13 protein-coding genes are annotated in these 20,552 nt (G+C 49.5%); 5 read left to right on the forward strand and 8 right to left on the reverse strand.

The genetic code is table 11. The features are described from left to right. Nucleotides 1-84 precede the first annotated feature (84 nt). A complete protein-coding gene (locus MW898_RS23135) occupies nt 85-1,872 on the reverse strand; it encodes an ABC transporter substrate-binding protein (RefSeq protein WP_248910637.1) in 1,788 nt (595 codons plus the stop codon). A 223-nt stretch (nt 1,873-2,095) separates the two neighbouring features. On the opposite strand from MW898_RS23135, the gene MW898_RS23140 reads away from it, so the two are divergent. Then, nucleotides 2,096-2,530 carry a hypothetical protein gene (locus tag MW898_RS23140; RefSeq protein WP_248910638.1) on the forward strand — a complete coding sequence of 145 codons (435 nt, stop codon included), beginning with the start codon at nt 2,096-2,098 and terminating at the stop codon, nt 2,528-2,530. Here MW898_RS23140 and MW898_RS23145 read toward each other — a convergent pair. After that, a complete protein-coding gene (locus tag MW898_RS23145; protein ID WP_248910639.1) occupies nt 2,508-4,217 on the reverse strand; it encodes a CRTAC1 family protein in 1,710 nt (569 codons plus the stop codon). The two genes, MW898_RS23140 and MW898_RS23145, sit on opposite strands and share 23 nt — an antisense overlap. 184 nt (nt 4,218-4,401) lie before the next feature. Between MW898_RS23145 and MW898_RS23150 the strand changes: the two genes are divergently transcribed. The 4 genes from MW898_RS23150 to MW898_RS23165 all read left to right on the forward strand — a co-directional run bounded on the left by MW898_RS23150 (nt 4,402) and on the right by MW898_RS23165 (nt 11,435). Then, nucleotides 4,402-5,754 carry a DUF7405 family protein gene (locus tag MW898_RS23150; protein ID WP_248910640.1) on the forward strand — a complete coding sequence of 451 codons (1,353 nt, stop codon included), beginning with the start codon at nt 4,402-4,404 and terminating at the stop codon, nt 5,752-5,754. Between the two features lie 50 nt (nt 5,755-5,804). Beyond that, nucleotides 5,805-6,626, forward strand: a complete 822-nt coding sequence (locus MW898_RS23155; RefSeq protein WP_248910641.1) for a sugar phosphate isomerase/epimerase family protein — start codon at nt 5,805-5,807, stop codon at nt 6,624-6,626. 288 nt (nt 6,627-6,914) lie between these two features. Next, nucleotides 6,915-8,774: a DUF2264 domain-containing protein gene (locus MW898_RS23160; protein ID WP_248910642.1), complete on the forward strand. Its 1,860-nt coding sequence runs from the start codon at nt 6,915-6,917 to the stop codon at nt 8,772-8,774. Nucleotides 8,775-9,617: 843 nt separating this feature from the next. Next, nucleotides 9,618-11,435: a BNR-4 repeat-containing protein gene (locus MW898_RS23165; protein WP_278000000.1), complete on the forward strand. Its 1,818-nt coding sequence runs from the start codon at nt 9,618-9,620 to the stop codon at nt 11,433-11,435. 289 nt (nt 11,436-11,724) lie between these two features. Here MW898_RS23165 and MW898_RS23170 read toward each other — a convergent pair whose 3' ends face one another. From MW898_RS23170 to MW898_RS23195, 6 genes are all read right to left on the reverse strand, one after another. Next, complete coding sequence (locus MW898_RS23170; protein ID WP_248910644.1) at nt 11,725-12,654, reverse strand: dihydrodipicolinate synthase family protein; 930 nt, start codon at nt 12,652-12,654, stop codon at nt 11,725-11,727. A gap of 569 nt (nt 12,655-13,223) precedes the next feature. Further along, nucleotides 13,224-13,985, reverse strand: coding sequence for an IclR family transcriptional regulator (locus tag MW898_RS23175; RefSeq protein WP_248910645.1), 762 nt, complete (start codon nt 13,983-13,985; stop codon nt 13,224-13,226). A gap of 628 nt (nt 13,986-14,613) precedes the next feature. After that, nucleotides 14,614-15,684, reverse strand: a complete 1,071-nt coding sequence (locus MW898_RS23180) for a Gfo/Idh/MocA family protein (RefSeq protein WP_248910646.1) — start codon at nt 15,682-15,684, stop codon at nt 14,614-14,616. 380 nt (nt 15,685-16,064) lie between these two features. Beyond that, complete coding sequence (locus MW898_RS23185; RefSeq protein ID WP_368409206.1) at nt 16,065-16,832, reverse strand: IclR family transcriptional regulator; 768 nt, start codon at nt 16,830-16,832, stop codon at nt 16,065-16,067. Between the two features lie 217 nt (nt 16,833-17,049). Beyond that, the gene (locus tag MW898_RS23190) at nt 17,050-18,156 is read right to left on the reverse strand and encodes a Gfo/Idh/MocA family protein (protein WP_248910648.1); all 1,107 of its coding nucleotides are present in this window, start codon (nt 18,154-18,156) and stop codon (nt 17,050-17,052) included. Between the two features lie 206 nt (nt 18,157-18,362). After that, nucleotides 18,363-19,511 (reverse strand): Gfo/Idh/MocA family protein, encoded by a 1,149-nt coding sequence (locus MW898_RS23195; RefSeq protein WP_373689907.1) that lies wholly within the window; start codon nt 19,509-19,511, stop codon nt 18,363-18,365. Between the last annotated feature and the right edge of the window lie 1,041 nt (nt 19,512-20,552).

The raw sequence follows: 20,552 nt of genomic DNA on the forward strand, positions 1-20,552 counted from the left end.
ATTCAAACGACCAACGTATAGTGATATTCCAGATAGTAGCGTTCCCAACTCACCTTGGAAAGCACTTCGACAGTGCGTCACACCCTAGTTCGTAGCTTTCATTTCTCCAGTCTTAGCTAGATGAATGAATGGAATATTCGTTTTGAGATTACCATTCCCTGACTCAGGGTACGACCACATATCACGAGTGATAAAGTGCTGATTTCGTTTCTCCGTCGAATTCATGTACGGACGAACCTGATTGACAGTCCAGGCAAGTTCTTTGATGATCTTCTTTGCTTTGCTCTTTTTGGATGTCTTTGAAAGTGTACGAAGCTTCTCAGTGACATTAATCGTCTGTAAGTTCCCATTCGCGTTACCGATTGGCATTGGAACTTCGTACTTATCTATGTCTGGCCGCCAGAAAGCCGGTTCACCGACAGTACCAATGCAGGGTTGTAAGTTGAAGTACGGGTGGGCGAAGCCGACCTGACCCCAGTTTCCGGCAAGAGCCATTTCGAAGTCGTTGTCAGTCAACACCGGCCCAAAGAACTCCGAATCTTCTACAATGACCGATTCGGACTGTATTCCAAAGTTGTTGAGTTGCTCGGGGACATTTCCGAAGACGGAATGTGACGAGGTCCAACTGCCCGTCATTTTGAACGGAATGTTAACTAGTTTGTTATCGGGAGTGTACCATTGGCCGTCATTCTTCTGGAATCCTGCGCCTTTGAGCAGTTGCGTTGCCTTGTCGATCTTTGGTCCAGGACCGTAGGCTTCAAAGTCACCTGCAACATCGTTGATATAGTCTTCAATGGCCGTATTGCAAAGGCCACACTGAGGAGAGACGGTCGTTGACGCGGCACGAAGAGACTTATACTGTTTTGCGTCAAACATATAAGAAATGGCCTTTCGAAGCGTTTGACCGTAATCAACATCCATCCCGACAAACTCACCCTTCGGACTAAATGCCATCATACTCCCCTCGAAAGCAGGAACTCGGATAACATCCCAGTGATCCGGAAGTTGATTGACGATATTGTTTGGGAACTGTCGGTGATCAACTGCATCGACCTGATCACCGATGGCAGCTTGGTGCATCCCCGTCTCTTTCGGGAAGAAGGTCGCCTTCAGCTTCGCCCAGTTGATATTGTCGGCAGCGGCATAATCCTCAAATCGCTCGAAAATGATTGCATCATTAGTCGTTTCAGACATCTTGAACGGACCGTTCCCTACTGGCTCGTCCAACTGGAACTCTTGTAGAGAATTAATTGCTTCATCGCTTCCGTCTGTTTGCTCAAGTTCTTTGAGGAATTTCCCATAGATCGATTTCTTGGCATAGATCATCCGATCCATGAACGACGGCCACGCCACGTCCGGGTTGACATTACTAACTGAGATCTCAACAGTGTAATCATCAGATGCGTTGACTTCCTCAGTGAAGTTCCACATCGGTGCTTCGAGATATTTGTCGATGCGGTATTGGGTGACAAGGTCCTGGGCGGTGAGATCGTCTCCGTTATGCCAGACGTAGTCATCCCGAAGCTTGAGCGTGATCGTATTCCCGTCGATACCGAAATCTTCGGCAATCATCGGCGACCATTCATTCTGTCCTTGTTTGAATCGAGCGGGGGTATCGTATACCCACCAACTAGTCTGATCTGGGGTTGTATCTGTTTGTGGATTGAACAGATTCCAATTTACATTCGACCAGTCGGTTTCTGAGGGCACATGGAATGTCCGATTGAAAATCCCATTTTCATTCTTCCCACCCCCACCTTCGGCGTTATTACTACCTCCATTCCCCTGACAACCTGCAAGCATGATCGATCCTGTAATTCCAACCGTCTGAATGAATCTTCGACGGTTGATTATCTTGTCAGCTTTTGACATACACTTTATCTGGAGAGTACATCCACTTATATCTTTTTGTTATGTATTAGGATAGTCAACCGAGGTTAGTACTCTGAACTGTTCAGACAGCACGCCTCCGGACCGATGTGGAACCGTAGAAGTAGAAGCAACACATCGATCATCCGATGTCTACCGGAACCATAAGAACGTATCCACACTAATACCCCAATAGCTATGCTGTCACATCCAAATCAGTACGACGATGGTCGCAAATTCCTTTGACCGCAAATTCGGGACACGGACGCGATTGGTCGGTGCAGGGCATCTCTTCGCCGCCGGAATCGTTCACGCAGGAAGTGCAATTTGGATCCTTACCTCCTACCGTCCCGGTGTTGCGATGGATCTACTGACCAAATATTTGATCAGCAAAACGAATGAGACAGCAGTGCTCGAGGCAGGGCAATGGCTTGGCGTACTCTCTTCCGAGACAGTTGTCGCGGTAGCTGGTTGCTTCCTCCTTCTCGCGTTCATACAATTCGTGACGGCGCTAGCTATCCGTGACGGGAAGCGTTGGTGGTGGTGTCTCTGTGGTACGCTCGCCGGCATCTCCACTATCATATTATTCCCGTTGGTCTTTGTCAGCGCCACGCTCATATATCTCAGTAGAGATACCTTTAAGTCATATTCGCAGGCGTAAATGAGCGACGTTCTACAATACGATCTCCCTGAATCACAAGCCGTTGGCCAACGCGATAGTCACGAAACGTCACTGTGTCGCCCGAAGGATATTCAATACGGACAACTTCAGCGCGTTCAACGTCGCCAACGCCGATATGGAGCATCCGACTGTCCTGCGAAAGAAAGTCAGCCTTGGCCGTCACACGTTCATGATAGGTTCCGCTCTGTGTGATGACTGTAACCTTCGTTCCCAGTACTGTTTTTCCGTTATTCGGCCGGACAGTCAACTGCAATGCATTGCCTTCTCTTGCATCGTTCCGATACAGCCGTGACTGTCCATTCACGTTTGCGACGAGGAGATCAGCATCGCCATCGACGTCGAAGTCATACTGACCAACACCACGTCCATCGGTCTTCTCAAAACCAACGTCCGGTGCAGATCTGGCTTCGAACTTCATACTGCCGATGCGCTCGAAGATGCGAGACTGGGCAAAGCGATCGAACGCGTCTCCCCATCGGTCTTGAACCTCTTCGGGGACGAACTGCTTTCGGGTCGTATGGAACAGATCTTGGTCGCCGTCGTTATCTAAGTCTTCCAACACCGCCGCCCACCCCCACCGACCGTTCCGGACCTCCCACTCAGAAGCCTGATCAGTGAAGTTGCCGTCGCCATCGTTAATGAGGAGATTGTTGCCGATGGAGCCACTCGTGATTACCCCAAGGCTGTCGAGGCGGCTACGTATATCGCGCGTCCAATAGATGTTGCTGACGAAGATGTCCATGTCACCATCTCCGTCGACGTCATCCACCTCTGAGGCCATCCCGTTTCGGTTAGTGTTTGGAATCTCGCGCGATGAAAAAGTGCCATCGCCTTGATTGACGTAGAGGATATCGTGGTGGAAGTCATTGGCCACATGAACGTCGGGTTTCCCGTCGCCAGTGAAGTCGACGAAACTCGCTGACAGACTCCAATGCGCACCATCGAGACCAGCGTCGGTCACACGCTCGAAGGACGACGTACAGGTCCCACGAAATAGGAAATTGGGCTTCCCGTTGTCGGTCGTCTGATTGGGCTGTATTCGTGCTGGTCGAGAGTGTATCCAATCGCCATTCTGCGTGACGAAGATGTCTGTACAGCCGTCACCGTTGTAATCCGCGGCAGTGACAGCGACTGGAACCTCAATTCGTGCATCGAACGCGTCGGGTTGTGGTACGAACGAATCTCCATTGTTGTGTAGGAGAATCGGTTCACCGTGCATTGGATTGAGGACAAGATCTTCACGACCGTCGTTGTTGTAGTCGACGAACAGCGCCGACCGGTAGACCGCACTATCGTTCAGAGCCGGCAACGCGTTTGAATGGACGAATTTGTCGCCTGTGTTCCGGAATAGCATCGGACGCTTGCCGCCCACTAGGAGGACGTCACCCCGCAAATCACCGTTGTAATCTGTGACATAGACTCCTGATCGCCCCATTGTTCCCTGCGTTCCGTTGAGTTTTCGAACCGCCTCGTAGCTCAGGCTACGATTCTTTGCGACGTCCGTGAAGGCCAGCCGTGTCTCCTGCGATGTGTTTGGTGTGTTTATATCGGACGCGTTCGCCGAGCCGTCCACGAGTTCGGGCCCAAAAATCATCGCGGCAGGCACAAGATACATCAATGCGCCTATAAGGACGACTGTAGCTACGACAGCTCCTTCACGTCTCATCCGAGATAGTTCAGGAGACGACCAACATAAACCTATGGGACGCACACGTGGCCATCGACATCGAACGGTTGCGGAGCTGCTAGAGGACGAACAGTACACTCGGTATGAAGATAGTTCCAAAAGCACAACTCACGATCGTCTCTGTGAGCGATAGGTTGATAACCATCAGTTCAAATGGAATGTTATGAGAAAACATGGCTCAGAGAGGGGACTCACTCGGCGAGGGCTACTTCGGGCTGCCCTCGCAGTGGGGAGTACGGCTGGTCTGTCCGCGTGTATGGAGATCACTGGAGGGTTAGACGTTCCGACAGGTCCCTCGGACCTCTCGACATACCCTGCTTCGCAGCATGCATGGAACGATGCTCTTGTGACTGACTCACATGGAAACACAGTCGCGCCACATTATCAACTGCTCTTGTTTCTGGAGTACAAGGGGAGTATCCCGCCGACGGAGGCAGAGCGAGCGGCAGTTGAGTCTTGTCTTGCGAGCGTTGATCGCGCGTTCCAACGCGGCACTGGTGGCAGCCCGGACGCGCTCAGTCTCAACGGTCTGCTCGGACTGATAGGCTACACGCCGGATTACTTCGCGCGATTCGACCGCTCGTTCACAACCGAAGTCGACCTATCCACGCCAGAGCAAGTGCTCAAAGCAGTTGGTGAAGACGAGTCAAAGGCAGATCACTACGACGCGGTTGCCCTCCTAACAAGCGATCGAGTCGAGGTGTTACTTGCCGCTGAGCAGGCAATGCGTGGCAATAGAGACCAACTCAATGGTGTTCCGGTCAGTTCATCACTCACAGATGTATTTGCCATCGCTGCACGACGCACTGGATTCAAGGGACCAGGTCTGGTCAGTAGTCGACTCTCGGACGAGGTAGATATCGATGCCGTTAACGAGCAGTCACCGTCTGCGATGGGCTACAAATCTGGATTCTCTGACAATCAAGCGTCCGAGAAGCGTGTGACTATCAAGACAGGGCCGTTTGCGGGCGGCACAACGCTCCACGTCTCCGAGCTCGTGCTGGATCTCGAGGCATGGTACAATCGCTCGGAAGGGGATCGTGTTCATCGGATGTTCAGTCCACAGCACAGTCCGGAGTCGGTCGGTGAGGTTGGGAGGTTTCTTGCCAACGACAGCCGCATTAACGAGACGATCGCTCAGTCTACCGAGGCGGATGCGGAGCAATACGGGGTTGTCGGCCATACGCAGAAAGTGGCTCGCGCCCGCGACTCGAACTTTGAACCTCGTATCCTTCGCCGTTCAGAGGCTATCAGCGCAGAGACCGGACGTGCAGCGCTTAACTTCACCTCAATACAACGCGCGATGACTGATTTCGTTGAAACTCGACAGGCGATGAGTTTCGTCGACACTGACGCTGACAGTGATCACACTACACCTCAGTGTCCAGCCCATCAACAATCTACCTCAAATGGGTGCCCAGCAAAGAACGGTATTCTCCAGTTTGTCGAGACCGAACACCGAGCGAACTTCCTCGTCCCACAGCGCCAACGCCGTGCGCTCCCGGAACCGCAGTAACTGCACTGGTTACACGAAGAATCATAATAGTGGATTCCGTGGTTACTATTGTGAAGTTAGCACTGTCGACACTTGGCTGTCCAGAATGGGATATTGAACAGATCTGCAGCGTCGGACGCGAGGTTGGATACGACGGCATTGACTTTCGCGGCTATCAAGAGCAACTAGACGTCACACGTCACCCACTATTTGCCGAGCAATCCGATACAACTGCGTCGAAGATCGCACATATGGGACTGAGAACAAGTGCGTTTAGTTCAAGCATTCGACTTTGTGACGCCGATGCACGAGAAGCGAACGTGACAGAGGCCGAACGTCTCGTCGAAGTCGCCACTGCATTCGATGCTGACCGAATCCGCGTCTTCGGCGGCGGCGATAGCGATCGGTCAACCGACGAACTCGCTCGCATCGGCGGCGATACGATGAATGCGATTCTCGATATCGACGGTGCGAGCGACCTCAGATGGATGGTCGAAACACACGACGAATGGACATCGTCACAGGACTGCCGACGCTTACTTGACGAACTTCCCGAAGAGCACACCGGAATTCTCTGGGACGCAGCACACACGATTCGCCTCGCTGATGAGACGCCCACCGAGACCCTTGACATTCTCGGCGATCGCATCGAGTATGTCCACATAAAAGACGCTGTGCTTGATATGTCCCACGACGATGCGACAGACGACGGCTACGTATACACCCTCCCCGGCACCGGCGACTTACCGATGAACGACGTCATCGCCGCACTCCACGATGACGGCTATGATGGTTGGTTGGCGTACGAACACGAGAAGCGCTGGCATCCATCGATACCGGAACCCGAAGAGGCGTTCCCGGCGTTCGTGGACTGGTTCCGTTCTCTTGAGTGAGGAAGCGCTGAGGACGAGAGAACGGTCACAGCAACGGTCCAGTTATCAACCGACCGTGTAAATGAGAGCAAGCGGCATGAAACCAATTGAAATCATTCTTCGGAATAGCGGACTGGTCGCAATTCCTGTCTGCTTGATGTGCTCAACGATTGTTCCATCGCGTTCCATCCAAACGTTGAGCTTTCGCCACTGGTTCAGTCACACAGTAGCCACCACTACGTCCTCACTTGAATAGTACCACCGTTGTAGTTGCGAACGCTTATCACAGTTCGAAATCATCTTCCGTGCATGAATCCCGTTGGCGACCAGCCATTACAATCGAGAGACGACTTTCAGCAAGCGGCCGTGAAACTGTTCAAGCCACTTCGAGCACACTTCAGTCCTGGTAGGGCGCGGGTCAATCCGGGCGGAACGGGCACGAGTTTCCCGGATGTCGCAGTCGGGCTCGAAGGATTCGCACGCCCGCTCTGGGGGCTGGCCCCACTCGCCGCGGGCGGTGGCGATTTTGACCACTGGTCGCTATTTCGAACAGGGATTCGTAATGGGACTGATCCCTCACATCCAGAGTATTGGCTTCCGTCTGGAGATTACGACCAGAAGCACGTCGAGATGGCAGCCGTCGGTGTCGGATTGGCGCTTGCACCCGACGAATTGTGGGACCCACTCAGCGCAGAAACACAGCAAAATCTCGTTGAGGCATTGAATCAGGCGAACGACGCGAGCCTCTACGAATGTAACTGGAAGTTCTTCCGCGTGCTCGCCACGCTGGGTCTCCGGTCAGTCAATGCTGATCACGACTGGGAGCGGACGCAGGAAACCCTCAACACACTGGAGTCGTTCTACCTCGATAACGGGTGGTATTCGGACGGGCCAGCCGATGAACGTCCCTGTGACCACTATATCGCGTGGTCGATGCACTGTTACGGCCTTATCTACGCCTCCCTCGCAGCTGACGATGATCCAAAGCGCGCCGATCGATTCAGAGAGCGCGCTCGTCAATTTGCGAAACAGTACAAACACTGGTTCCACCAGAGTGGTGCAGGACTCCCATTCGGGCGCAGTCTTACATACCGTACCGCGCAGGCGGCCTTTTGGGGATCACTCGCGCTCGCCGACGTGGAGGCACTGCCCTGGGGCGAAATCCGAGGATTGTGGGCGCGCAACATCCGCTGGTGGCTTGACCAACCAATCTTCACTAACGATGGCGTGTTGAGCATCGGGTATCGCTATCCGAACCTGAAGATGAGCGAGTCCTACAACTCGCCAAGTTCACCGTACTGGGCGATGAAGGCCTTCCTCCCGCTTGCGCTGCCGGCCGATCATCCGTTTTGGGAAGCCGACGAGCGACCACTCTCCGCTGTCGACGAGCTGACGGTCCAACCCGAACCAAAGATGATTATCTGCCGCGATGATGAGGCGGGTCACCATTACGCGCTCACTGCGGGGCAGAACAGCCAGTATTTGGAGAAGTATTCGAAGATAACGTACTCAACGGAATTCGGCTTCGGCATCTGCACGCGGGCACAGGGTCTTGCTGGCTCGGCCCACGACGGTGCGCTCGTCCTCAGTGAAGACGAGTCTCACTACCGCCTGAGGCTTACTGTCGAGGACGCCACCGTTGACGGGACGACACTCTACTCTCGCTGGGATGCGTGGGACGATGTGACTGTCGACACGTGGGTCGCTCCTGCACTTCCGTGGCACGTGCGCATCCACCGTATCGACACCAGTCGCCGACTCCACAGCGGAGAGGGTGGCTTCGCACTTGACCGGAGTGGTAACGAGGACCCTGACGCCTTCGAGCACACCGAGTCGCTAGGAAGAGCGTTTGTGCAGTATCCTGCTGGAACTGGCGGGATTCGAGATCTCCGTGGGGATCGTTCTGGTTGCGTCGTCAATCAGGACCCAAACACAAACGTCTGCTATCCACGGACGGTCGTGCCAACGTTGACCGGCACGCACGACCCAGGAATCCACTGGATCGCAACAGCAGTCACTGCCGCGAGTGCAGATCACGATGAGCAATGGGATCGCCCTCCGGTACTCACCACCAGCGGTGACACTGCCGTCGTTACGGACGCGGCAGGCGAGACGATTCTCCGATGTGACGCTGACGCACCGGGGCCGCTTGATGCGTTTACCGTCTAGTGATCGGCTATCGAAGGATCGGTTTGCTCGACGGTGAAACGTTTCATACGAGGTTGCGAAATTTTCGAATCCAAGTTTCATACGCGTGTTCACCATGAGTAGACCTCATTGAAGAGAACACGTTGTTTACTCTCATCTTAGTTGCATAATTTTAGAGTTTAAATAAACTGCTTCAGTACAATCTCTATTATATCTATACCTTCACAAACCCCAGGGAATTTATGTTCCACATAGAGGAATAGTACGTAACCTTCCTTCGATATCGGGTTGTAACTCTCTACGAGCAGTACAACGCTATATCACCAGTGTATGCATTACACTATTAGTGCTGTAAACCTCCCGAGGAAATGCTTCTTTAGAAGTGTGTCAGCAGCGAATTTTCCCACATAGGGGAACGGTACTACGTGAAAATATAGAGTGTGTTCGGTGACTCTTGGATACAGCAATTGCCATCACCGAATCACTCCATATACAATAGTATGGCTACGGGAATCTGCCGATGTCTCGGTAGATAAGAGGCACGCCGCTGTTCATTTGTTCAAATTCTATACATTGCGTTTGATTCGGAGCAGATAGCGACTCGTGATTTTGCGGGGGATATCTGTACTCTTCGCCAGCTTATAGAGACTGAATTCGTCGTTTGGTGTAATCAACGCACGAGAGCAACGCCCTCGTCACCGCTCTTGTCGAGGTGATTTCGATCTGTTCTTTATTGGTCGTCTCTCTTGTTTCTCATAGAGGAACAATAATACACGATTGAAATAATAAGGGACTTGCTGGGACTTATGAATGATACTTCACACATTCCGATAGATCTATTGTGTATGCAATTCCAGCATGGGTATGCCAAGTCAGAGAGACAGTGGCAGGAGAAGTGCACAGACTGCAGGAACTTCAGTAGGAGATCCCGTCTTGTTCACAAACCGTGGTGCAAGACATGCAGTAACAGGGAATCATGGGAAGCAAGCTGAATATGTGGAAAGTGAAGACACCACCTTCGTTGTTATCAGAGGTGACCTTGGTAATCAGTACGCCTTGAAATATGACCACGAAACTGGAAAGAGATCTCCTCACTATCAAATTGACTTCGACCACCTAGCTGATAACCGACATGCGACGCCATCGATGGCAATCGACGACGATGGTATTATCCACGTCTTCTATAGTTCGCACAACAGCCCTCACTACTATTCTCGGTCGGAGAATCCATATGATATCTCCTCTTGGGAACAGATGGGTCCAATGACTGCTGTCCCTGAGGGAACATATCCGATTCCTCTCGTGTATGACAATGATGTGTATGTACTCTATCGATCAGGAGGATATGGTGACGGAACTAGTACGCACGGCGATACGTATCCTGCCCACGAGTTTGCAACGATTATCCGTTCGGAAGATGGCGGAGACTCGTGGGAAGACCTTGGTCCGGTGATCGATGTCACAGAACATCACGAAGACTGTGCAGACGCATACATCACCGACTTCGACGAGTATGATGGCAAGTTCCACATTTCGTGGTTTGTCGCAAACGGTGACAATCATGATGATTATCACTCAGATGCATATCATGCGTATTACGACCCAGAGACCCAGAAGATGTATGATCTAAATGATCGTTGTTACGGTGAGACGGTTTCGTGGCCGCAACGTGCTGAGGGGGACGTTCGGGTCTTCGATGGGGAGTATGTTACGCCGGTTAAGCATGCGTTCGATGGAGACAGTATGTATGTTTTATTCGGTGCTGAGCATGACGAAAGAGAAGAGGTACAATACTATTTCTCAACGTATCAAGATGGATGGGAAGCAGAAGAAATCCCCGGGGCTAGTTGTAATTACAAATGGAAGAAATGCGATATCCGTGTCTCTGAGGAAGGTAACGTCGAAGCTCATCTAATTACCGACGACGACGGTGTGCTTCACCTCGAGAATGGTCGACGCCATAGCGTTGGAAACTATGACGTATACGTACGAGACGATACCGACGAGTGGGAGCGAACCCGGTTGATTGAACGGTATTTCCACGAAGGAGTTTCGGTAGTTCGTGAGGGCGCAGAGAACGTCGTTGTTGTCCGCAACGGGCTAGATGAATTCGCAGCACTTGGCGCAGAATATACTCCGATGGACGATTCGCGTCAGCGACCGATGGCCAGTGTCTGGGCAGTTGGGAGTGTTGACATCAGTTCCGCGTTACAATATGTTAATGACTCACCAAAGACGGTTGCTCAGCGTCATCGTTTCTCTGAACAGCCCTCACAGTTCAACCATGGTACTGGAGACGAGGGGTGGCTTCAGTTGTTGGAATTCGCCGGAGCTGGCTACAGTAGCATGTTTGGGTTGGGAATCTTTGCTCCCGAGAACAAACTTCATCTCCTTGGTCACGAAGAGTGGACAGACAGTGTTTCATTGTCTATCCGCAATACAGCAGAAGATGTTGTAACAATTAATCAGGATGGCACAGCAACCTTGGGGAACAATGGCATTGTGTATCCAAAAAAGAACGTTGCCGACGGCGGCTATGTCGGTGCTCGAGATGGAGAGATGGTACAGAATGACACCACAGAAAACGAGAACCCAGAGGGGCTCTGGCGGTGGGACGAATCAATGGGAGCTTGGAAATTAGAACGAGACCCAGAAACGACAATTTCCCCACGTCAAGAGTAATCTCAGCTTGATCTCTTCACGTGTCTAAAGACACGCGTTGGGCAGTCCCGTTTTATTTGGCAAAACACACCATCACATAATGAACATCGTAATCAGGAATCTTGGTTGCCGGTGAAAATTACGAGTCGAAAAAAGACGTCAGTAGCACGCAGAGCGTACTGATCGGCGATCTGTAATACCAATCCCAACCAAGCAGTGGTTGGTACTGAATCTACAGATACGCAACGAATGTGTCTCGGGCTTGACTCCGAGTGATCTACAGAGCCAACGATCAATCAATCAACTCAAATCAGTTTGTGACTGCTGCTTCCTGTATCTGGTTATAATACTTCTCTGTACGTTTTTTATCTTCACTTGAGAGTTCAACAAGTGGCTCACGTACTGGTCCACCATACTGACCTGCAAGTTCCATTCCATACTTCACAGCAGGTACGTTATTCGCATTCTTGAGTGAGTTGTTGGTGCCAGTTTCTTCGCGAAGATTTTCATACGGTCGGAGAATATCGCGGATAGTACGAGCACGCTCCCAGTCTTTCTTCTCGATTGCGTTGCTGAGTTCCAACACCGCTTTTGGGACAAAGTTACCAATGCCAGTAGTGTATCCCTGTGCACCTTCAAGCGCGAAAGCTGGTGCGTAGCGCTCGGCAATTCCGTTGAGCCAAACCAGATCTTTCGGGGTGTCTGAAACAGTTTGTGAGAAGTTTTTGATGTCGTTGACAGCGTACTTGATCGCAACTACGTTGTCCAATTTCGAAACCTCGGCCAACACTTTATCCGATACCGTAGGTCCACGCTTATATAGGACAAGCCCAAGATCTGTGTTTTCTGCGAGGGTCGTATAGTAATCGATCAGACCTTGTTCGTGGATATAGGTATGGCGTGGATACATGATCATCGCTGCATCAGCACCAATCTGCTCATACTGATCAATTAGTTTGGTTGCAGTCTTTGTACTTCCTCCTGCACCACCGATGATGGTGGACTTCTCGCTGGTAGCCTCAACGTGTGTAGCGACAACCTCCACGCGTTCGTTGTGTGAAAGCGAATAATATTCACCGGTGTTTCCACAGGGGATGAATATCTGTGCACCCGCCCTCTCAAGCGTCTGAAGATTGTCAGCCAGTTCATCGTGTAGAACTTCTTCTCGATCTATGCTAAATGGTGTTGCCGTCGTGAAAGGTACACCTTGAAGCTGCTGTTTGACTTCTCCGTTATCCATCGTATTCATGTTGTTCTAATAGTTTATAAAAATACCTGTGCGAGTTATTCTCACTCAAGTCACCACAATTCCATTCCCTGGACATAAAATCACATAATATTCATTACAATACTAGTCAATATAGCAAATGTTACCACACCTATCTTACTTGTGGACACTTGATGATCTTCACTATCCAAGCGATTATTGGGTATCGAGTTTGTATTGAGGCACAATGATCTACGCAGAACCGACTAATTCGACGTATCTAACTTGATGATATTTCAGAACACAACTATTCAGGAGTCAATACAAATGACGGGACACACAATCTCCTGATCGGGGTATTGTATTGATTGAGGCATCGTATACCACAAGGTGATGCGATTACCATCAAAGGTCGAGATTGATGTTCGGTTCAACGGCTTGCTGTATGGTGATGGAGCTGCCGTATGGATTCGTTGGTATATCGGGTTCAGATACCACAGACGCTAACGCATTATATTCTATCCTAAACATCACAAAACACCGCAATAATTAGTTAAAATATATAATTCTCGAGTCTACTCCGATATGTGAGACTTATTTGTCTAAGAAAATTTCGAGTTGAGTTGAATTATATTTGCAGTTCGAGTCACAATCTCGGGAAGCTCAGTTTCATATCGATCTCCCTTGATTCGACTCGATGGTCCAGATAAACTCACAGCACCGAGCATAATGCCATCTTCAATAACGGGTGCTGCGACACAGTGAAGTCCCATCACATTCTCCTCTCTGTCGAATGCAAAGCCTCGTTCCCGTATCTCTTCAAGTTCGTTAAATAGTGCCTCTCTGGTAGTGATTGTATTCTTCGTCTTCTTTGGAAGACCTCGTCGAGCGAGTATCTCATTAACTCGATCTTGAGACATCTGTGAGAGAATCGATTTACCCAGGGAGGTGGAATGAAGATATTCTCGAGTACCGATATGTGAGGAGGTTTCTACACCTTGTTCTCCCTTTGACTTATACAGGTACACAATTCTCCCATGCTCTTCTGTTGCGAACTGTGCGACTTCTCCTGTTTCTTTGGCAAGAGTCTTCACTTCTTTTTTGATAACGTCATAATTCTCAATTTGACCACTTACATGGTGTGAAATATCAAGGTATCGTAGACTCAGTTGGTACGACGTACCCTTTTTAATTATATACTCTTGCTCAAGTAAGGTCGACATCTGGCGATGAATTGTACTCTTCGAATAGTTAGTTTCATTCGCCAATTCAGTGATTCCTGCTCCACCGACCTGCTGAAGGGTCTCAAGTAGCTCACAAGCAATCCTTACAGACCTGAGTGTATTCTTATTTCCTTTTCCCATAGAAGGTATTCGGAAATCAATACTATAAATATTGTTCTTCTATGAGGAATAGATGCGTTGGGAGAGTCACCAGTGATAGGACACCATTTCATCTCCGCAGTCAACACATAGAACCAGTTGTCTACGCACGTAGAGCATTGGATGATTAACTCTTTGAAAAAGGTCCAATAATCACAAATTAGGAGCAACTATAACAGTGTAGACAGTATGTTCGTTCCATATGAGGGAACATTAGTGATGGACAAACAGATGATTACAATGTTGTCATTGGAACGAGCTGGTGCTTGTCGAAGTTGTCTGGGAAGGCGAGATCGATGGGACAGCAAGACGCATGCCTTGACGAATCGCTATTGAACTTATCTCTGTTCGGCCTCCTCCTAAAATAGTGGAATCGATACCGCCGCTGCACTTCAATTCATAGCAAGTCTCTCCAACTAACTTCACGTGTCGAAGATCACTCCCAAATCATTACGGTTCCAGTCCGGTCGGAGCAAGCGCTCCACCTTCACAAGCTTCTAAATCCTCCGCTCGATCCGTCTAACGGACGCCTCAGAGTACCGAAACGTCCTGAACTCGGCCTGATTGTAACTGAAAAGCAGTTAAATTGTGCCGACTGAACTGACACTCGTCACTGTTCTTCTTCCGGTACCGGATTGATATCGCCCGATTGAACCATCGATTCGAGCGGATTGTCATCGATGGTCAGTGGGAAGTCAACGCGGCTCCGTTGACGCACTGACTCCCACGCTCCGAAGATGATCTTGGTGACGGCCAGTGCACGTCGGGCCGAAATTTCTGGTACTTCACCGGTATCAAGACAGTTGATTACGTGGTCGATCGCCAGTTTGACACCATCACAGTGTTCATCTTCCGATTTGAACATCTGCCAGTCCTCGTCGCCAGATCGGCGGATGCGGTAACCCGTTTCTCCGGCAGGATGTACTTCGATAGTTCCGTCCGTTCCGATAATACGGTTTCTCGCGCCGATCATTTCTTCACCGACTCCAGTGGAGATCAATCCATGGACACCGTTTTCGTAGGCCCACACAGCCAACCCGTGGTTTTCGTTGTGAGCACCATACTTGATGTGTTCTGTCCGGTAATCGAGTCCACCAAGCACCCACTCGGACGAGCACTCGTCGTTGTAGAAGTTCGCAAGGTCAATGTAATGGGTACCGTTGTCTAGCAGTTCGCCGCAGGATACTTCCAGTCGCTGGAGCTCTCCGATTTCGCCGTTTTCGATCCGCTCTTTTGGTTCACGCCAGTCGGAGACGAACCGACGCTGATGGTTAAATGTTAATTGAATACTATTTTTTGCCGCCTCTTGCGCCATGCGACGGGCATCCTCCCATGTCGTCGCCATAGGCTTCTCACAGTGTATCGCTTTGAGGATACCACTACGGATGCAGTCGAGAACGATCGGAGCGTGTGTCGGAACCGGAGTACAGACACTCACGATGTCCGGTTCGATTTCACGAAGCATTTCGTTGTAATCTTCGAAAATCAAGTTGGTGTCGATATCGAACTCCTGAGCGAATGCTTCTGCGTTCTCGCGAACGAGATCCGCGCACGAAACGATTTCACACCGATCATCGTCTCGATATCCCGGCGCGTGGCGGTATGCCATTGCTGCACTTTCTCCCCAGACGGGGTTGTCGGGTTCCGGTCCAGTACCAATAAAGGCAATTCTATAACCCACGATAACATCATTGAAGAGCGGTACTATAATAATTGTGGTAGCTAGAGTACATCGGAAGTCTTCGATGACAGTAGCCGCTGAATAGACTCACGCAGCCGAGAGGTTGTTCATTCATCTACTAAATTGGCTTCTCATGCGGATGGCCACAATGTATAGTACACACTGCAATTAACGCAGTGTTCGAGAACGGGGTGAGTCGATTCCACAGCGTATTGAACAAGTGGTCGAATTGAGTCTTCATTGTCAGACGACATTCCGTGACGCTCATCGAAGAGCATGGCAATCGGATACATTTAACCCACATGAACGTCGTTGATAGCTCCGATACTTTCCTATCGATAAGCTGTGAAGCGGTTCCTGTATCCCGGTAGCGGTTCTTTCTACGCTAATAATATCTCGAGCTCGTACTCGTCAACGATCTCGAGAACCGACTCGGCTATCTCTCTTTCCCGTTCCTCGCCGGTGAACGAGTTCTTTGGACCAGTAACACTAAATGCACCGATGATATTACCCGACCGCTCGGTTGCTGCTGCGCCGATTGCGTGAAGACCTTTGATATTTTCGCCGTGGTTAACGGCGTACCCATTCTCTCGAGCTTCCTCTAACTCACTAAACAACTTCTCACGGTCAGTGATCGTGCGCTCAGTTTCCTGTGGCATCCCCCACTTGTCAAGAATTTGTTCCACCCTAGGTGATGGATGCTCTGCGAGGATAGCTTTACCAACAGCGGTGTTGTGAAGATATAACCGATTTCCGAGGTTTTCGTGTGTCCATCTCATTTTACTTCCGGACGCGGTATGAATAAAGACGGCTCGACCAGCCATCTCGATGACGAAAATTGACCGAAAGCCGATTTCATCGAACAGTTTTTTTGTGAATTCACGAGCCTGTATAAACTCTTCTCTGCGCGTTCGGACTTTACTACCAAGTCGAAGTAGCTCAGAGCCGAGAAAATAGATTCCCCCACGTTTGAATACGAACTGTTCCGCCTCAAGTGTCGCGAGATGACCGTGAATAGTGCTTGTCGGTGCATCCATTTGTTCTGCGATTTCAGCTACCCGTGCCCCATCAGCTTCCGAGAGTAACTTGAGAATTTTCATCGACATTGTCGTTGTTTTCAATGTTTTCCGAGTGTCATCATTTGGCATAGGCTATCTGACCGACCCCATACTTATAAAATTCACTATGCTCGAATCGCTCAGTCGATATCTGTTCAAGAGTTTACTGAGAGATGCGGGCTTCGCTTTGATTGCTTCGAGGTCGCTTTGCTAATTGTGTGAACGCTGTGGCTTCCCGTTAGGGATCATTGAGATCTGATTTCTAAGACCAAGCCCGATAGGGGGAATCTATCTCAACTGGTGGAATTCAGGTCCCTACTTCGACCCATTCATCAGTTTCGCCAGACTCATAGGCTGCGTCCAAAACGCGTAGTAATTGGACTGCATCATTAACCGTAGCTGGAAAGTCACCTGTCTCATATCCCGCAAAGTACGCTTCAAAGTAATCCTGCACGAAGTCACCCCAAGCAGGGAATCGGTCATACGTGAACTCGAAGTTGATCGTCCGTTTCGGTGCACCGGACCAATCCGGGTTGTCTGAAATAAATTCAACAGGAAGTGTGGACTCGTTCTGGAGTGAATCGTGGTGGACGGGAGTGAGCGCCTGTGCTTGAGTCCCGTAGAGACCTAAGTGAGTGTCTTTGCCACGGCTGTTAAGATAGTATCCAGAATGATATGTTCCGATAGTACCACTCTCGGTCTCAAATTGGAGTACTGCGCCAGCGTCAACATCGGATTTAGAAGTATAGTGGAATTGCGCATTTACTCTCGAAATAGGGTCGTCTAAAATCCACGGAATCATGTCGATCCAATGTGGGCCAATCCATTGCAGAGCACCTCCGCGACTCGTTTCACGGTCGTAAATGTAGTGCGTTGTATCTCTGTAGGACAGTTGGCTAGCGTTGAACCGACCCTCGACAGTCCAAACGTCTCCAAAAAATCCGTTCTGGACACGCTTTCGAAGTTCCATTGCGACCGGATTCGTTCGGTAGTACAAAGTTGGGGAGACTGTCACGCCAGTCTCGTTGGCACGTTGAGCGATCGATTCCAGATCTGCTGCAGTCCGTCCAATCGGCTTCTCACTGATCACATTCACGCCATTCTCGATAGCAGTGTCCACAATCGATGGAGTCTCGTCGTTGCGGTACGTAATCCAGACGACATCGAGATCTGTCTGAGCGACTAAGCGGTGCGGATCCTCGTATACAGTGGCTCCTTTTACGAGATCTGCAATTTCTTGTCCTTCGGTAGTAATCTCGTCGGGACGCTCGTCCATTGCTGCGAGCTGCCTTGTGTCTATTTGGCGGCCTGGTTCACAGACTGCTGTGATATCTACTTCCAATCCACTCGCAATTGCGAAATATGGATCCCGGTGATGATGGTCTACTCCTACGTAACCTAACTTGACTACCATGGAGTTGGAGAATTGAACAATCTATTTAAATCAATTCATTACAATGAATACTGCCGCGTATTTGTGCACGAGAGTTTCTAACTAGTAAATCGCCAAACAGAACAGATCACCATTCCACACCCCTCCAACGTGTTCTCTCTCTCATAGAGAGTGTGAAAATGATTTGGCAAGAATGATTAACAGGAATGCTGTTTGAACGAATTCAGTTATATCGATAATTCATTGAGGCTAATTTTTCTCTCTTCGGACCAAGACTGATGACTTGCTTCAGTCAACTGGACCCCCTTAGCACCCGCAAGGAAATCCCAAGGGAATGGCTCATCTGCGACGACGTGACGGATGAACTTCTTCCACTGCTGTTTGAACGCGTTCTCGTGAATTTTGTTTGTAGGTACCGTTTCCCAATCCTGATAAAAGTCGTGTTCTGATGGCGTATCGGGGTTCCACTCTGGTTTCGGTGTGTTTGCACGGTGTTGTGTCTTACACTCACGCAGTCCCGCAACAGCGCTACCCTCAGTCCCGTCAACTTTGATCTCGAGGAGGTCATCACGATTAACGCGGACCGTCCATGAGGAGTTTAGTTGGGCGACAATGTCGTCTTCGAGTTCCATAATCGCATATGCTGTATCATCAGCAGTCGCCTCATACTCCTCGCCTTGCTCATCTACCCGTCGAGAGATGTGTGTTTTTCCGAGGCAGCGAACGGATTCGACACGACCGAAGAGGTTTTCGAGAACATAGCTCCAGTGCGAGAACATATCATCAATGATTCCACCCCCATCCTCCGCCCTGTAGTTCCAGGATGGGCGCTGTGCTGGTTGTGTATGCCCCGTGAACACCCAATATCCAAACTCGACGCGGACTGAATGGATCTCACCAAAGTAATCTTCATCAATCAACCGTTTGAGTTTCACCAGTCCAGGGAGCCAAAGCTTGTCTTGTACGATCCCATGTTTGGTGTCAGCCTGTTTGGCTGTGCTTGCGACCTTGAGCGCCGTGTCGAGATCCATTGCCAATGGCTTTTCACAGTACACATGCTTTCCTTCATTAATAGCTTTTAAAATTGCCTCTGTCCGACGTGTAGTGATTTGAGAGTCGAAGTAAATTTCATCGTCCTCTGCCAAGCAGGACTCTAAATCGGGGTCAGCGGTCCATTGATCTATATCGTGCTCGTCAGCCAATGCCTGCAATTTACGTTCGTTTCGACCAACGAGATGGGGCCTTGGAACCACATATTCCCCGTTTGGCAGTCTAACACCCCCCTCGTCGCGGAGTGAAACGATTGACCGGATGAGGTGTTGGTTTGTCCCCATTCGCCCTGTAACGCCGTTCATGATAATGCCTATTTGCTGCACAAACTGCCAGTGAACCTTTATCGAATAAAAGCTTTTTGGCCCTGTGAGATTCGCTCGATATGGTTCGATTTATTCGGATTATATATGGAAACGAATCTACTTTACAGTATTAGCATCGTAAAATAGTAAGGAATATCTACGCTTTCTGATGCTCGTAAGGAATTATTCATTCGGCTATTACGGATATTATAAGTTTAGAGAATCAGATTACACTTTATTGATGGTTGTGGTTGGAGTCAACGAATTCTCATTCTACCGACTACCGGTTCTGTTTTATATGAGACAGTCAGTTCCACATTGTTTCGCATGCGACTCACTGACTCATTCTGACCAAAGGACTTGTCCTCGCAGGAAAGTTGCTCAGCGACCTGCGTATGAAATATCTCCTCGGTAGCACCTATTTTTAAAAATGATATAATCGATCTACGTATCACTTCTATGTAACCAACAAAAATAAATAGATATATTCTGGAATATGATCTCTAAAGTCGCTGTCTTATGTGGTTTCTTAGTGTTGAATGGATCCATCGTTGTGTCGCGAATAACCGATGTAGAGAGCTATCATTCGATAGCAAACATATTAGGTTATTATTTGAAATACACAATTAGAAGAATATACGAGATATTTTTTGTTATTATACAATAATTAGACCTCGAATCCACCACACTATAATAATTCAAGATGATTTCTAATCATCTCTGTATTAGTTCTTGATAAGTCATATTATCTTTATTTAATTAATAATGTGTGGCAAGTGAGCCTCGACGTCAGTGAAATGCTGATAGTCTTCGTTGAGTGTGGCGGCGTCTTCGGGTAGGAGGATGACGACAAGATTCGCGGATTATGCATTGAAGTGCTTAATGAGCGTGGCGATGCGATCAGCGTCATCAGCTTGATTACACCAACATGATAGGACAACCTCATAGAAATCGTGAATTGGATAGCGATGAATGCGAACACAAACACGTCCTTACACGTACTCTCCGAGACTGAGGTCGCATGCACAGTATTAAGAACAGAGAAATAAATGATACTGATGA

This window comes from Halocatena marina (assembly GCF_023276375.1).
Taxonomy (GTDB): domain Archaea; phylum Halobacteriota; class Halobacteria; order Halobacteriales; family Haloarculaceae; genus Halocatena; species Halocatena marina.

Bases quoted from the DNA above. Each gene is read 5' to 3' on its own strand.
- MW898_RS23135 (WP_248910637.1), bottom strand. From the start codon at position 1,872: ATGTCAAAAGCTGACAAGATAATCAACCGTCGAAGATTCATTCAGACG.
- MW898_RS23140 (WP_248910638.1), top strand. From the start codon at position 2,096: ATGGTCGCAAATTCCTTTGACCGCAAATTCGGGACACGGACGCGATTG.
- MW898_RS23145 (WP_248910639.1), bottom strand. From the start codon at position 4,217: ATGAGACGTGAAGGAGCTGTCGTAGCTACAGTCGTCCTTATAGGCGCA.
- MW898_RS23150 (WP_248910640.1), top strand. From the start codon at position 4,402: ATGAGAAAACATGGCTCAGAGAGGGGACTCACTCGGCGAGGGCTACTT.
- MW898_RS23160 (WP_248910642.1), top strand. From the start codon at position 6,915: ATGAATCCCGTTGGCGACCAGCCATTACAATCGAGAGACGACTTTCAG.
- MW898_RS23165 (WP_278000000.1), top strand. From the start codon at position 9,618: ATGCCAAGTCAGAGAGACAGTGGCAGGAGAAGTGCACAGACTGCAGGA.
- MW898_RS23170 (WP_248910644.1), bottom strand. From the start codon at position 12,654: ATGGATAACGGAGAAGTCAAACAGCAGCTTCAAGGTGTACCTTTCACG.
- MW898_RS23175 (WP_248910645.1), bottom strand. From the start codon at position 13,985: ATGGGAAAAGGAAATAAGAATACACTCAGGTCTGTAAGGATTGCTTGT.
- MW898_RS23185 (WP_368409206.1), bottom strand. From the start codon at position 16,832: ATGCCAAATGATGACACTCGGAAAACATTGAAAACAACGACAATGTCG.
- MW898_RS23190 (WP_248910648.1), bottom strand. From the start codon at position 18,156: ATGGTAGTCAAGTTAGGTTACGTAGGAGTAGACCATCATCACCGGGAT.